At 60.9% G+C, this 15141-nt stretch carries 12 protein-coding genes, 2 tRNA genes and 1 pseudogene; 1 reads left to right on the plus strand and 14 read right to left on the minus strand.

The window, feature by feature from the left end; translation table 11 throughout:
• Positions 1–42: 42 nt before the first annotated feature.
• Entirely contained in the window at positions 43–318 is a 276-nt protein-coding gene (locus tag CXK94_RS22390) for a hypothetical protein (RefSeq protein ID WP_180984408.1), read from the minus strand.
• A 24-nt stretch (positions 319–342) separates the two neighbouring features.
• Here CXK94_RS22390 and CXK94_RS07420 point away from each other — a divergent pair.
• Positions 343–582, plus strand: a pseudogene (locus CXK94_RS07420) (NAD(P)H-dependent oxidoreductase); the annotation flags it as partial.
• Positions 583–721: 139 nt separating this feature from the next.
• Here CXK94_RS07420 and CXK94_RS07425 read toward each other — a convergent pair.
• The 13 genes from CXK94_RS07425 to lolB form a co-directional block, all read right to left on the minus strand.
• A complete protein-coding gene (locus tag CXK94_RS07425; RefSeq protein WP_102893851.1) occupies positions 722–1456 on the minus strand; it encodes a M48 family metallopeptidase in 735 nt (244 codons plus the stop codon).
• Positions 1456–4575: a type I restriction endonuclease subunit R gene (locus CXK94_RS07430; protein ID WP_102893852.1), complete on the minus strand. Its 3120-nt coding sequence runs from the start codon at positions 4573–4575 to the stop codon at positions 1456–1458. The genes CXK94_RS07425 and CXK94_RS07430 overlap by 1 nt, the downstream gene beginning before the upstream one ends.
• Before the next feature lie 4 nt (positions 4576–4579).
• Positions 4580–5635: a PDDEXK nuclease domain-containing protein gene (locus tag CXK94_RS07435; RefSeq protein ID WP_102893853.1), complete on the minus strand. Its 1056-nt coding sequence runs from the start codon at positions 5633–5635 to the stop codon at positions 4580–4582.
• A gap of 52 nt (positions 5636–5687) precedes the next feature.
• Positions 5688–6920, minus strand: a complete 1233-nt coding sequence (locus CXK94_RS07440; protein WP_102893854.1) for a restriction endonuclease subunit S — start codon at positions 6918–6920, stop codon at positions 5688–5690.
• On the minus strand, positions 6911–9670 hold the full coding sequence (locus CXK94_RS07445; protein ID WP_258005943.1) for an HsdM family class I SAM-dependent methyltransferase: 2760 nt from the start codon (positions 9668–9670) through the stop codon (positions 6911–6913). Before CXK94_RS07445 ends, CXK94_RS07440 begins: the two co-directional genes overlap by 10 nt.
• A 274-nt stretch (positions 9671–9944) precedes the next feature.
• On the minus strand, positions 9945–11045 hold the full coding sequence (ychF, locus tag CXK94_RS07450; protein WP_102893855.1) for a redox-regulated ATPase YchF: 1101 nt from the start codon (positions 11043–11045) through the stop codon (positions 9945–9947).
• Positions 11046–11069: 24 nt separating this feature from the next.
• On the minus strand, positions 11070–11654 hold the full coding sequence (gene pth, locus CXK94_RS07455; protein ID WP_102893856.1) for an aminoacyl-tRNA hydrolase: 585 nt from the start codon (positions 11652–11654) through the stop codon (positions 11070–11072).
• 35 nt (positions 11655–11689) lie between these two features.
• On the minus strand, positions 11690–12307 hold the full coding sequence (locus tag CXK94_RS07460) for a 50S ribosomal protein L25/general stress protein Ctc (protein ID WP_037041131.1): 618 nt from the start codon (positions 12305–12307) through the stop codon (positions 11690–11692).
• Between the two features lie 119 nt (positions 12308–12426).
• A complete protein-coding gene (locus tag CXK94_RS07465) occupies positions 12427–13368 on the minus strand; it encodes a ribose-phosphate pyrophosphokinase (protein WP_037041197.1) in 942 nt (313 codons plus the stop codon).
• A gap of 78 nt (positions 13369–13446) precedes the next feature.
• Positions 13447–13521, minus strand: a tRNA-Gln gene (locus tag CXK94_RS07470).
• Between the two features lie 48 nt (positions 13522–13569).
• Positions 13570–13644, minus strand: a tRNA-Gln gene (locus CXK94_RS07475).
• Positions 13645–13663: 19 nt separating this feature from the next.
• Positions 13664–14524 (minus strand): 4-(cytidine 5'-diphospho)-2-C-methyl-D-erythritol kinase, encoded by an 861-nt coding sequence (gene ispE / locus CXK94_RS07480; RefSeq protein WP_102893857.1) that lies wholly within the window; start codon positions 14522–14524, stop codon positions 13664–13666.
• A complete protein-coding gene (gene lolB, locus CXK94_RS07485) occupies positions 14524–15141 on the minus strand; it encodes a lipoprotein insertase outer membrane protein LolB (RefSeq protein WP_102893858.1) in 618 nt (205 codons plus the stop codon). The genes ispE and lolB overlap by 1 nt, the downstream gene beginning before the upstream one ends.

The following is a 15141-nucleotide window of genomic DNA, read 5'->3' on the forward strand; positions in this document are numbered from 1 at the left end:
GTAGCCTGGTCGTTTACCCAGTTCAGGGCCGCTGTAGTTCGCTTACGGCTGCCGGGGCGCCAGCCGGGTGGAAAGGAACTCGATCAGCACCCGTACGCGGTGGGGCATGTAGCGGTTGCTGGGCAGCACCGCGTAGATGCCCAGCGCCGGTGGCTCGAACGCTTCCAGAAAGGTTTCCAGCTGGCCTGACGCAGATAATCGGCCGCGATGAAGTCCGGCGAGCTCGGCCGGATGCCGGGGGCGACCATGCTGCGCCAGGTATTGCGCTGCGGCAACGACAATGGCGTGCCAATGTACAACTTCGGCGTACCAGTGCAACTGAAGACCTAGCTCGATGCCTTCGCCCGCGCCGGAGTGACCTTCCGCTACACCGAGAACGGCCCGGAAGGTCTGCTCAAGAGCGATGTGGCGCTGGCTCGTGGCGGCATGTACCGCGATACTCCGACCGACTCCCAGGTGCCTTGCCTGAAGACCATTCTCGGCATCCTCGGCATGACCGATGTCGAGTTTGTCTACGCCGAAGGGCTGGCGATGGGAGCCGTCGACGAAGCCTTCGCTGCCGCCGCCGCATTGCCAAAATGATCGCCTGATGACGGGCGCCGGAGGTGCCACCCTCCGGCAATCCGCCTGCGTCCGGTGCGTCGCTGCGACAGAAAAAGAAAACCCCTTGAAGCGCCGGGCTGCAAGGGGTTTCGTAGCTTCGGGGGTGTGTCAGGGCATGTTAGCTGGGCCGGTAGATGTCATTCAGACCGCTTTGTCCCAGGGGGAGCGCGTTCAACTCAGCACGCGCTTCTCGCCAAGCAGGGTAGTGCTGATCCAGCAAGGCGACAAAGCGCTCGCTGTGCGTCGGTTCTATCAAGTGGATCATCTCGTGCACGATCACATATTCGAGCAGATCACGAGGTTTCTTGATCAGCTCTGTATTGAGTCGAATATGAGCACGAAGATGGTTGCAACTGCCCCACTTGGTTTTCATGCGCTGTAGAAAGTAGCCTGCCACCTGTACGCCGATACGTTTTTGCCAGTGCTCGATAAACGGCGGGATTGCTGCATGCAACAGGGATCTTTGCCAAGCCTGGTATGTGGCCTCACGCCTGCTCGTATCGGTTCCTGGGCGGACGCTCAGAGTAATGCGCCGATGATCCATCTTCACGTTAGGAGGCGCATCCCGCTCCACCACCGTGAGTAGATAGCGGCGTCCCCAGATGTAATGGCTTTCCCGGGTGACGAACTGACGAGGCGTCTCACGCGCCTGGGTTTGCAATTGAGCTTGTTGCTGGCGAATCCAGCGTAATTTTGAAACGGCGTAGGCGCGTGCGACTTCCAACCGTGTGCCGGTAGGCGCCACCAGCGTCACCTTGCCCTCGGGGGGATGCACGGAAAGGTGGACATTCTTCACCGTCTTGAACGTGACAGTGATGTCCAGCTCCCCCAGGCGTATATGTGTCTGTGCCATCAGTCGCCCGGCTGATTTTTCAGCAGTTCGAAGAGCTTGAGCGTGGCCTCACGGTTGCGGCCGGTCAGGGGATACAGGACGTTCTGCACGATGCGCTCCTTGGCTTCGTCGCCGCGCCAGCCTGCAGGAGCCTCATCGCGCATCAGGCGGTCGATCCGCAGGGCCAGTAGAGCTAACGGGTCTCCGTAATTTGCGCTTCCTTCCTGGGTTACGCCTTCTTCAGGTTGGGTATCGGCAATGATGTCCGGCAGGTTGCGATATAGCACCAACGCACGGGTATTCCCGCGCAGGATGGCGGGTTCGTCGCTGTCATGCTGTTTCTCGTGCCACTTCTTCACCAGCGCTTCTGCATTGCGCAGGAATGCTTCATAGGCCTCTGTGCTTTCGCGGCTTTGCTGAATCAGGTCATCGAGCAGTTTGGACATCTGCTCATAGAAGCGTGGATCGGTCAGGCGGTCGCGAATGATGGTCTTGCGGACGTTGTTGATGATGGTTTCGGCGATGGCATTCTTCGATAGCTTGCCCTTCTCATTGAGCTTCTTGGCGATGGCGTCGTGGATACCGGTCTCGATGATCAGCTCGGTCAATGACAGTTCGGCCAACTCACCCAGGGCCTTTGCCGGCTCCGCCTGAATGTAGGTGTTGATGAGGTGGCGCATGTCGGCTTCGTAGGGCTTGATGTCCAGCTCTTCGCCGCTGTAGTGCTTGATGGCCGAACGCGCCTCGGCATAGAACTCGGTTTCCCGCCGCAAGGTATCGATTTCATTACCTGAATAACCGGCCTCTTCCAGGTTCTGAGCGATGGCGGCAAAGGCACGCAGGTAGGTCGCCACCGCCTTGTAGAAGGCGATACGTAGGGCCTCGCTTTCCAACAGCGCCTCCGGATCACCGGCATGGCCGCAGAAATAGTGAATGAACTGCTCCAGTTCGCGGGGCTGCTCCACCGGCTCACACAGGTAATGCAGCGCTTCACGCGCGTCGTCCAGCTGTTTACGGCCTTCGTCGAGCCAGTTCTTCAAGTGGATGTTGTTATCCCCGCCGTTACCCGCGTCGATGTCCAGTTCGTCGGAGCTGTACACCGCGATGGCCTGCTGCACGTCACCGAACAGCTCCTTGTAGTCGACGATATGGCCATAGTCCTTGTCGTCACCATCGAGCCGGTTGGTGCGGCAGATGGCCTGGAACAGGTTGTGGTCGTGCAGTTCGTTGTCGAGATAGATATAGGTGCAACTGGGCGCATCGAAACCAGTGAGCAGTTTGCTGACCACGATCAGCAGCTTCATGCTGGCCGGCTCCTCGATGAAGCGGCGCTTGGTTTCGTCTTCGTACTGTTTGGTGCTCTGGCCTTCGCGCAGGACGTGCTTCTTGTAGGTGTCGTACTTGTAACGCTCGTCGCTGCCGGACGACGCCTTCGAGATGGCCGCCGGGTTGGGTTCGAACGAGGTGATGATGCCTACATGGGCGCCAAAGTGGGTGTTCTGGAACAGGCGGAAGTAATGGCAGGCATCGTAGATCGAGGCCGCCACCAGAATCGCCGTGCCGCGATCGTTGTCCAGGCGGGGCTTGAGGCTGAAGTCCTCGATGATGTTGGCAACGATGCGCTCCTTGCGCTCCTTGGCACTCATCAACTCTTCCATCGTTGCCCAGCGCTTGCGCAGGATGGATTTCTGGAAATTGTTCAGCCCGCGGGTCTTCTTCTCGAACCAGGCATCGATGGCTTCGCGTGAGGTCAGTCGCTGCGGCACATCGCGTGCTTCGTATTTCAGGTCCAGCACCACCTTGTCGGCCACCGCTTCATGGAACTTGTAGGTGTGGATATAGGTGCCGAACACATCGCGGGTGGTTTGCCTGTCCTTGCGCAGCAGCGGCGTGCCGGTGAAGCCGAGGAAAAGGGCATCGGCCAGCCAGCGCTTCATCTGCTTGTTCATGTTGCCGCCCTGAGTGCGATGGCACTCGTCCACGAACACATAGAAACGTCCGTGAATCGACGGTGGCTCGCCCTTGAGATCGGCCGCATCGAACTTGTGGATAAGTGCACACAACAGGCGCGGTGTGGTGGCTCCAAGCTTCTGTACGAAGTCCGCCCGCGAGGTGATGCGCGGCGAGGCCGATTCCGCACCTATCACCCCGGCGTTACGCATCACGCCTTCGATCTGCTTGTCCAGCTCGTCACGGTCGGTCACCACCAACACCCGTGCTTGCGGGTCATGTTCCAGCAGCCATTTGGCCAGCAGCACCATCAGGATGCTCTTGCCGCTGCCCTGGGTGTGCCAGATCACCCCGCCTTCTCGCTTGGCCAGGCGCTCCTGAGCGGCCTTGATGCCCTGGTACTGGTGCTGCCTTGGCACCTTCTTGAAGCCCGCGTCGAAGATGACGAAGTGGCGGAGCAGATCCAGCAACCGCTCCTTGCCGCACATCTGTGCCAGCGGGCGATCCAGTAAGGCGCCTGCGATTACCGCGGTTTGCGGCTGTTCATCTTTCCACTGCACGAAAAACTGCTCCGGCGTGCCGGTGGTGCCATAGCGCAGACCCTGCGCATCGCTACCCGCCAGCAGCAACTGCACGGTGCTGAAGAAACCCTGGTTGAACACTTCCTCCTGGTTGCTGAGCAGTTGGCGAATACCGTCGCCGACATCCACCGAGCTGCGCTTGAGCTCGAGCACCGCCACCGCCAGGCCGTTGATATAGAGCACGATATCCGGCCGGCGCGTGTTCACCCCCTTGAGCGTCACCTCCTCGGCCAGGGCGAAGTGATTGCGTTCGGGTTGCGCCCAGTCGATCAACTGCACCGTGTCGTGGGACTGGCCTGCGGCGATCTGCACTGGCACGCCATAACGCAGCAACTGGTAGGTGCGCAGGTTGGCCTGATAGGGCGTGATGCCGGTGACGTCCACCGCGACTTCCAGCTTCTGCAAGGCGGCGTTGATATGGGCGGGCGAGTAACCGCGTGCGCTCAGATTGGCGCGCAGCAGGTCGCTTTCGATGGCGCGGTTGTTGTCGCGCTTGCTCCAGTTGCCCAGGTGTTCGTAGCCCAGGCCGCCAGCGTTCTCCGAGCTGGTGAACAGATTCGCCACGCGGTTCTGTGAGTTGCGCTCGGAGCGCGGCAGGGATTGGCTCATCGCATCATTCCTTGGTGCTTTCATTCGGGGTGTTGGCCAGTTCCCGCTCGATCTGCTCGATGCTCGGCAGGCTGGTTTGCAGCTCTTGCGGCAGGGATTCCACCAGCTTGTATTCGGCAATGCCCATCGGCTGCGACTTGTCGCCCAGGGCGTACTCGGCCACTACCTTGTTCTTGCTCTTGCACAGCAGCAGGCCGATGCTCGGGTTGTCCTGCGCGTGTTTCACCTGCCGATCCACCGCCGTCAGGTAAAAGCCCAGTTGACCCAGATGCTCGGGCTTGAACTTGCCCGCCTTCAGTTCGATCACCACATAGCAACGCAGCTTGAGGTGATAGAACAGCAGGTCGATAAAGAACTCCTCGCCGCCCACGTCCAGCAGCACCTGCCGCCCGACGAAGGCGAAGCCCGCGCCCAGCTCCAGCAGAAAATCGGTGACGTGCTGCACCAGGGCTTTCTCGATTTCGCGCTCCTGGGCCTGCTCGCTCAGGCCGAGAAAATCGAAGCGGTAGGGATCTTTCAGTGACTCGATGGCTAGATCGGACTGTGGCGCGGGCAAACGCTGGCCGAAGTTGGTAACGGCCTTGCCCGTGCGCTCCAGCAGACGGGTTTCGATATGGATGTTCAGCATGTTGCGTGACCAGCCATGTTCGAAAGCGGCCTGTGCATAAGCGAGGCGCTCCGCGGGCTCCTTCAGGCGTTCCAGCAGCACCAGGTTGTGGCCCCAGGGCAATTGTGCAGCAGCCTGTTGCACAATTTCGGCGTCCGGCCAGGCCTCGGCGAAGGCCCGCATGTACTTGAGATTACGCGGTGAGAAGCCCTTCATATCGGGAAAGGCGGTGCGCAGGTCATGGGCCAGCCGCTCGATCACCTTTGCGCCCCATCCTTGTTCGGCCTGCCGCGCCAGTATGTCGCGACCGATCTGCCAGTACAGCCCCACCAGTTCCCGATTGACCGCCAGCGCCGCCCGTTGCTGCGCGCCGTGGATGCGCCCTTTGAGCTCGGCCAGCCAGTCGGCATAGCCCTGCGGAGCGGGAGTCAGGGAGCTGGGGTTGTCGGTCATTGGCGTTCCATCTTCTGCGTTATCCGTGGGCAGCATAGGGCGCGCGACCTATTCAGACCAGCCGCGTCCTGCCCGTCAGCAGTTCCTGCATCATGGCCTGTTTAAGAGCACGGGTCTTGGTGCGGCGGGTTTCGAGGGCGACGATTTCGGTATCCATATCGCTGAGGACGGTGGCAATGGCGGTTTGCTCAGCCTCCCTTGGAATTATTATTTCCAAGCGCTTCAATTCGTTAACCGATATCCCTTTGACCGTACTTCCACTACCAATGTCATCAATTCGCCCACCATGATAGGCGAACCAATGGAGCAAGAAATAAATATTCACTTCTGGCTTTAGAAACAATGCCTTCAAGTCTTGATTAATCGTTACATCAACTTGATAGAGCACAGTCTTGCCTAACGCCATACGAGTCGAGGTTATCAATGTGCCTGCTGGTATCAAATTAGTCGCACTATTTTGCAACCCCAGCTTTGTAATGCTCTCTTGTGCCTGAAACGGGTTGAAAGTTGCAAAATCCTTCACAGTCACCCAAGGGATTTCATCCCCCCAGTACTCTGGGTTTGCCCGGCTTGGCGTTCCCCCACCTACAAAGCGCTCTACAATATCACCAAGTGTTTTCACCTCCCACTCCTCACTGAACCCCTGCAGACGAGTTTGGCCGGTGAGGAGTTGCTGCATGGTGGCCTGTTTGATGGCGCGTTTTTTGGCGATCAGGCGATCCAGTCCGTCCAGCAACGCGTCCATGTCGCTGAGGGCGGTGGCGATGGCAGACTGTTCGGGTGCTGGTGGCAATGCAATTGTGTAATTGACAAATGTCGTCGGATACACATGCTTAATGGTAATGCCTTTTGCGGAGTCGAGTGTTTTTTTTCTATACGCATTCGTCCCAAGCAGATACGAAATGAAAATGACGTTTTGCTTCGTGGTAAGTGTAATAACCTCTCTACCAACAGCGACAGGAAACCCATCCGCCAAGGCACAGGCTTTCCCCGTATTTGCCGATACATTTGATGAGCTAGCAAGAAGCACGCATGGTGAATTCACAACATATGACGCATTATTCTTATCCACAAACCACTTTATATTCTCCCTCTCAACAACCTCTGATAAATCTGTATAAAGGCTTGTGTATGGAATTGCAGGAAAATCACCAAAAGATGAAATGTCACCTTTAAGTAACCCTTTTCCCATTTCCAGTTTTCCTAATTCACCGAGGCGGCATACTTGCCAATCCTCCGGAATTACCCCAACTTCCGTTTGCTTGTACCCCGGCCTTACTTCCATACCGCCCCCATCTTTTTCAGATGCGCTTCCACCTTGGCGCTAAGGGCGGCTACTTCATCTTCCAGCTTGGGCAGCGGGGTGTCGTAGCGTTCGGCCAGTTCGCGAATACGCTGTGCCAGGGTTTGCGAGATGCGCTGCAGTTCCTGCTGCACATCGGCTTGCAGATGGGCCAGCCATTTGTCTTCGACCACCAGGGTTTTGACTTCGGCTTCGCTTAGCTGGGCGTAGTGGTCGTAGGCTTGCTGGTCGAGTTTGGCGTCCAGCGCCTTGAGCGCTCGTTTCAGTGCGGCTTCGCTGTCCTTTAGCTCCAGCCATCTGCGCAGCAGCGGGATTTCACCGGGCTCGGCGACATCGGCGCCGCCTTCCTCGGCGGCATTCAGGCGTTGGCCGACGCTCGCCTTGGTCAAGGCGCCTTTTTCATCCTGGGCTTCGAACAACAGCCCTTCCTCGCCGCCGTGCTCTTCCTCCAGCTCCGCGAGCTGGCTGACGAGGCTTTCCTGCTCGGCCTGCGTTGCCTCCAGCGCGGCCTGTTCGGCGGCGAAGTAGCGGGCGACGATCAAGGGTTTGGGCAGCAGGTCGCAGACCCAGCCCTTGTCCTTGGTTTTGCCCTTCTTGTCGATTTCGACGATGCGCCGAGGCTGGGCAACCCAGCCGTCGGCGGCGATCAGGTAGGCGTCGTCCTGCATGGTCTCGGCCCAGTAGTCCATCAGATGCTGGTAGACATCGTAGGGATCGAGCAGCGGCGCGGCATGGAAGGTGGCGAGCAGGGTTTCGGACACCTGGGCGATCAATGCCTTGGGCTGGTCGCCGGGCTGAATATTGCTGAGCAGCGGCATGACGGCCTGTTGCCATTTGCCGAACAGGGTTGCGACTTTACTCTGAAAATGCAGGAACTGCGGGTGGGCCAGTATGATCGCGCGTACCTCGCTCAGCGGCTGGCGCAGCCGTGCATAACCGGGGCGCAGCGGCTCGAACAGGGCCTGGCGCAGGGCGGGCATTTCCTGCCAATCGGCGGCGAAGGCGTCGAGATCGCGCTCGGGGATGCCGCCGTTGAGATGGGCATCGATATCCTGCAGGTCTTCCGGCTCGCTGCTGTCGATATAGCGCGGCAGGTTGAGGTTGTAGTCGTTCCTCCCGCTGGCGATTTCATCCAACGGCACCATGCGCGCATAGCGCGGCACATCCACACCCCGACGGAAGGTATCGACGATGCGGTGGATATCCTGTTCGCGCAGGCGGTTCTTGGGGCCGTCCTTGATGAAGCCCTTGCTGGCGTCGAGCATGAAGATGCCCTTGCGAGCGCTGGCGTTCTCCTTGTCCAGCACCAGTATGCAGGCGGGGATACCGGTGCCGTAGAACAGGTTGGTCGGCAGGCCGATGATGCCCTTGAGCATGCCGGAGCGTACCAGTTGCCTGCGGATATGGGCCTCGGCGTTGCCACGGAACAGCACGCCGTGCGGCAGGATGACCGCGCCCTTGCCTGTGGTGGCCTTCATGCTGCGGATCACGTGTAGCAGGTAGGCGTAGTCGCCCTGCTTGGCAGGCGGTTCGCCCCAGGCGAAGCGTTGGTAAGGGTCGTTGGCCGGGTTGAGGCCGGTGGCCCACCGCTTGTCGGAAAACGGCGGGTTGGCGACCACGTAATCGTAGGCGCGCAGTTGTTCGCCATCCTTGAATTTGGGGTTCACCAGGGTGTCGCCGCTAAGGATGGTGGCGTCGGGAAAACCGTGCAGGATCATGTTCATCCGCGCCAGGCCGGCGGTGGTCACATCCTTTTCCTGCCCCTCCAGGGTGATATGTCGCCCAGCCTCGGCGGCGACCTTCAGCAGCAGCGAGCCCGAGCCGCATGTCGGGTCGTAGGCGGTGGTAGAGCCGCGAGTATTGGCCTGGGATATGCCGATCACCTGCGCAAGGATGCTGCTGACCTCGGAGGGTGTATAGAACTGGCCCTTACTCTTGCCGGAATCCTGGGCGAAGTGACGCATCAGGTATTCGTAGGCATCGCCGAGCAGGTCGTCGTTGTCGGCGCGGTTGTTGGCGAAGTTCAGCTCGGGCTTTTCGAAGATGGCGATGAGGTTGCCCAGACGCTCGACCATCGCCGCGCCTTCGCCGAGCTTGTTGGGGTCGTTGAAGTCGGGAAAGTCACTGCGGGCCAGCTTGGTGTTGGCCTCGATCAGCTTCTGAATGATCCGGGTGTTGATCAGATTGCCGATATCCGGGTTGCCCTTGAGTGCCACCATGTCCTGGAACGACGCGCCGGGCGGAATGACCACGGGCGGGGCGAAGTCGTCACTGTTGCCGTACTTGTCGCTGATGTACTTGATGAACAGCATGAACAGCACGTAGTCCTTGTACTGACTGGCGTCCATGCCGCCGCGCAGCTCGTCGCACGAGGCCCAGATGGAGCTGTAGAGGTCGGATTTCTTGACGACGCCGGTGCGCTGCCCGGGAGCTGCGTTTTTGGGTGAAGCTTCTTTCACTGCTTTGTTCTCATAGGGTGCGGATACTTCACGAACCGCCACAGAGTTGATGATCCTTGCCTTCATTGCCTCGATGGATTCGAGTATGGCGACAGAGCCGCCGCGTCCGCGGCCAGTGACGATCCGGCTCTCGGCAAGCAACTGCTGCTTGACGCCGTCATAGGTAGTTTCTGGCCACCCCAATGCCTCGCGCAGCCGCTGGTTCCCGGCGGAACCGCCCATGGTTTCGAGCGTGCTGATGAAACGCTCGATCTTCTGCTCGATACTTGTCACTTCCATATCCTTTGATCGGCTTGGTTGGATGCCGATTCTCTGTTTTTGCGGAGCCTTTGGTGGCACGGATTTATTTGCCCGCGTTCTTTTTCGGTCGGACTCTGCTCTGCCCCCACAGCACCGTTTTACAGAAAAGGGTATAGGTGACTGAATTACCCTATTTAGTGTGGGATTACCCCATTTCCGCGATGCCTTGGATAGTGTCTTTCTGTGAAGAGGATTCTCAAGGGGGCGTAAATGAAGAAAACCCCGCCGGGGCGGGGTTTTGTCTGACTCAGACGTTGAAGCGGAAGTGCATCACGTCGCCGTCTTTGACGATGTAGTCCTTGCCTTCCAGGCGCCATTTGCCGGCTTCCTTGGCGCCGGCTTCGCCCTTGTAGGCGATGAAGTCGTCGTAGGCGATGACTTCGGCGCGGATGAAGCCCTTCTCGAAGTCGGTGTGGATCACCGCGGCGGCCTGCGGCGCGGTGGCGCCGACGCGTACGGTCCAGGCGCGGACTTCCTTCACCCCGGCAGTGAAGTAGGTCTGCAGGTTGAGCAGCTGGTAGCCGGCGCGGATCACGCGGTTCAGCCCCGGCTCGTCCATGCCCATGGTCTCGAGGAACATCTGCATCTCTTCCAGATCGTCCAGTTCGGCGATCTCGGCCTCGATCTTGTTGCACACCGGCACGACGATGGCGCCTTCTTCCTCGGCGATGGCGTTGACCACGTCCAGGTGCGGGTTGTTCTCGAAGCCGTCCTCGGCGACGTTGGCGATGTACATCACCGGCTTGGTGGTCAGCAGGTGGAAGGTACGGGCCAGGCGCTTTTCCTCGTCGCTGAAGTTCTTCAGCAGGCTGCGCGCCGGCTTGCCTTCGGTGAGGTGCGGGATCAGCTTCTCCAGCAGCGCCTTCTGCGCCACCGCTTCCTTGTCGCCGCCCTTGGCGGTGCGGGCGACGCGCTGCAGCTGCTTCTCGCAGCTGTCGAGGTCGGCCATGATCAGCTCGAGGTCGATGATCTCGATGTCGCGCTTGGGGTCGACACTGTTGGCGACATGGATGACGTTCTCGTCCTCGAAGCAGCGCACCACGTGGGCGATGGCGTCGGTCTCGCGGATGTTGGCGAGGAACTTGTTGCCCAGGCCCTCACCCTTGGAGGCGCCGGCGACCAGGCCGGCGATGTCGACGAATTCCATGGTGGTCGGCAGCACGCGCTCGGGCTTGACGATCTCGGCCAGGGCCGCCAGGCGGGCATCGGGCATCGGCACGATGCCGCTGTTCGGCTCGATGGTGCAGAACGGGAAGTTCTCCGCCGCGATGCCGGATTTGGTCAGGGCGTTGAACAGGGTGGATTTGCCGACGTTGGGCAGACCGACGATGCCGCAGTTGAATCCCATGGTGAGCTTGCCTCGGAGTTAGGTTCAGGCCTTCTGGCTGTGCAGGCGCTGCATTGCCCGGGTCCAGTCGCCGGAAAGCATTTCCGGCAGAACCTCGAGGGCGAAATCGATGCTGGCTTCCAGCTTTTCCCGCTCCGCCTGCGGCGGGCGACCGAGCACGTAGCCGGTCACCAGGCTGCTGTGGCCGGGATGGCCGATGCCCAGGCGCAGGCGATGGAAGCCGTTCTGGTTGCCGAGCCGCGCGATGATGTCGCGCAACCCGTTGTGCCCGCCGTGCCCACCGCCCTGCTTGAGCTTGGCGACGCCCGGGGGCATGTCGAGTTCATCGTGGGCGACCAGGATGGCCTCGGGGGGAATGCGGAAGAATCCGGCCAGTGCCGCCACCGCCTGACCGCTACGGTTCATGTAGGTGGTGGGGATCAGCAGGCGGACGTCCTCGCCCTGGTGGCGGAACTTGCCGACCAGGCCGAAGTACTTGCGATCGTTGCCGAGCTGGACGCCCTCGCGGGCCGACAGCCGCTCAACGAACAAGGCCCCCGCGTTATGCCGGGTCTGGTCGTATTCCGGGCCCGGGTTTCCCAGGCCGACGATCAGTTTTACGGCAGTCACGACGGGGGCCTCTTGTTCAGCTCTGCGCGAGTGGATTACTCGGCAGCGCCTTCTTCTTTCGGAGCGTCTTCCTTGCTCACGCGCGGAGCATGGATATTGGCGACCGGCAGGTCACTGCCGTGGGCCAGGGAGACCAGCTCGACGCCCTTCGGCAGCTTGAGGTCGGTCATGTGCAGTACCTGGCCGACTTCGACCTGGGCCAGATCGACTTCGATGAACTCCGGCAGGTCTTGCGGCAGGCAGGACACTTCGACTTCGTTGATGTTGTGCAGGATTTCGCCGCCTTGCTGCTTCACGCCCACGGAGCTTTCCTGGTTGATGAAGTGCAGCGGAACGTGCGCGACCACTTTCTGGCCGGCAACGACGCGAACGAAGTCGGCGTGCAGGACGAAGCTCTTGGCCGGATGACGCTGCAGCGCCTTGATCAGAACGGATTCGTTCTGGCCGTCGACGTTCAGGGTCAGCACGCTGCTGAAGGAGGCTTCGTTTTCCAGCAGTTTGGCCAGGTCCTTGGCCAGGACGCTGATGGACTGCGGGGCCTTGTCGCCACCGTAGATGACGGCGGGAACCAGGCTGGCATTACGACGCAGGCGGCGGCTCGCACCTTTCCCCAGGTCGGAACGCACTTGGGCATTCAGGGTGAAATTGCTCATTTCGTTTCTCCAGTAACAACATTACCCGTCGCGCTTGCGACCAGCGCTCGGGCTGTTGGGCAAAAAGCCCCGCGCGAGGCGGGGCACATTACGTTCAGTTCGATTTCCGAAGCTTTCGCTTAGCGGAACATCGCGCTGATCGATTCAGCATTGCTGATGCGGCGTACCGCTTCAGCCACCACTGGCGCGATGTCCAGCTGGCGAATTCGGCTGCACGACTGGGCGGCGGCCGACAGCGGGATGGTGTTGGTCACCACCAGCTCGTCGAGCACGGAGCCCTCGATGTTCTCGATGGCACGGCCGGACAGGATCGGGTGCGTGCAGTAGGCATAGACCTTGGCCGCGCCATGGTCCTTGAGGGCCTTGGCCGCGTGGCAGAGGGTGCCGGCGGTGTCGACCATGTCGTCGACGAGGATGCAGGTACGGCCTTCGATATCACCGATGATGTGCATCACTTCGGACTGGTTGGCCTTCGGCCGGCGCTTGTCGATGATCGCCAAGTCGACGCCGAGGGACTTGGCCACGGCACGGGCGCGGACCACGCCGCCGATGTCGGGGGAGACGATCATCAGGTTCTCGAAGCGCTGGGCCTGGATGTCGTCGACCAGCACCGGCGAGCCGTAGATGTTGTCCACCGGCATGTCGAAGAAACCCTGGATCTGGTCGGCGTGCAGGTCGACCGTGAGGACGCGGTTGACGCCGACGACGTCGAGCATGTCGGCCACGACCTTGGCGCTGATCGGTACGCGGGCCGAACGCGGGCGGCGATCCTGGCGGGCGTAGCCGAAGTAGGGCACGACGGCGGTGATGCGGGTCGCCGAGGAGCGGCGGAAGGCATCGGCCATCACCACCAGTTCCATCAGGTTGTCGTTGGTGGGTGCGCAGGTCGGCTGGATCAGAAAGACGTCCTTGCCGCGGACGTTTTCGTTGATCTCGACACTGATTTCGCCGTCGGAGAACTTTCCGACGTAGGCATCACCGAGGGGGATATGCAGCTGACGTACGACACGCCGGGCCAGATCGGGGTTGGCGTTCCCCGTGAAGACCATCATCTTGGACACGCGCAGTACCTGCCTGAGGGTGGGTCCGATGAATAAAAAGCTGTTCAAAAGGCGAGCTCTTGAACAGCTTCAAGTGTATGGCAGGGGCGGCTGGATTCGAACCAACGCATGCCAGGATCAAAACCTGGTGCCTTACCGCTTGGCGACGCCCCTGTAGGGTCAACTCGAGTGCGCTTGCGATCGTACGAACCTTGGAGGTTATGGCAGGGGCGGCTGGATTCGAACCAACGCATGCCAGGATCAAAACCTGGTGCCTTACCGCTTGGCGACGCCCCTGTATCGTACAACCCGTGTGCTATGCACTCACTTCCTGCGCCAGTTCTTCGAGGCGGCGGTGCAACATCGAAACGTTGCGGCCCTGGGCCACGAAGCTTGGCAAAGTGCCCGGAAGTTGGCGGCGAACTTTATCAGCCTCGCCTTCGTTTGGGAAGCTCCCAAACACACAAGCTCCAGTGCCGGTCATGCTTGCCGGAACGAATTTGTTCAACAAGCTCAAAGCGTTACGTACTTCTGGGTAGCGCTTTTCGACCACCGGCTGACAATCGTTACGACCGCCCCCAGCAAGAAGGCTGCGAACTGTAATGGCCGGGGTATTACGTGTCAACTCCGGGTCGGCAAATATTTCCGCTGTACTAACAGAGACTTGCGGCGCTATCACGAGGTACCAGGGTTCGGGCAGCTCGACCGGCTGGAGGCGCTCGCCGACCCCTTCGGCGAAGGCTGCGCGGCCGCGCACGAACACCGGCACGTCGGCGCCGAGGCCGAGGCCCAGTTCGGCCAGCCGATCTTCTCCGAGATCGAGCCGCCACAGGCGGTCGAGACCGAGCAGGGTGGTGGCGGCGTCGGAACTGCCGCCGCCGATTCCGCCGCCCATGGGCAGGCGCTTGAGCAACTGGATATCGGCGCCCAGCGCGCAACCGCTTTCGCGCTGCAGCAGGCGCGCGGCACGCACGATCAGGTTGCTGTCGTGGTCGACGCCCGGTAGGTCGCTGTGCAGGCGGATCTGGCCGTCGTCGCGCAGGCTGAAGCTGAGCTCGTCGCCATGGTCGAGGAACTGGAACAGCGTCTGCAGCTCGTGATAGCCGTCGGCACGACGGCCGAGGATGTGCAGCATCAGGTTGAGCTTGGCCGGTGCCGGCAGGGTCAGCGTCTGCATCAGTGTCCCAGCTGGCGTGGCTGCCAGTCCTTGACCACCAGGGTGATCTGCAGGTCGTGGCCTTGCAGGCGGATGCGCTCGGGCAGGGCGAAGCCGTCGTGCTCGGCGTAGGCCAGGTAGTCGACCTGCCAGCCATCCTGTTCCAGCCGCGCCAGGCGGCTGGAGCCATCCAGGCTCAGGCGGCTGCGGCTGTCCGGTGCGGGCAGCCCGCGCACCCACCAGAGCAGGTGCGAGACCGGCAGCCGCCAGCCGAGCTGCTGTTCCACCAGTGCTTCCGGCGAGGTGGCTTCGAAACGCCCCTGGCCGGCCACTTCCAGCGATACGGCGTCCGGGCGTCCGGTGAGACGGGTGGCGCCGCGGCCCAGCGGGCCGGAGAGACGGATGTCGAAATAGTCCTGGCGCTGCAGCCAGAACAGGGTGCCGCTGCCGGAATCCTGCGGCGCGCGGATGCCGATCTTGCCGCTGATCTGCCAACCGTCGAGGCTGGCGATCTGGCTCTTGTGTGCCTTCCAGGCGGCGGCGTTGCCGGTGCCTTCCACCGATTCGCGCGGGCCGAGCCCGGCGCAACCGGCCAGCAGCAGGGCGAGCAGGGGAACGAGGAGGTTTCTCAGGATCAT

The sequence above is a fragment of the Stutzerimonas stutzeri genome (assembly GCF_002890915.1).
Lineage (GTDB): Bacteria > Pseudomonadota > Gammaproteobacteria > Pseudomonadales > Pseudomonadaceae > Stutzerimonas > Stutzerimonas stutzeri_AF.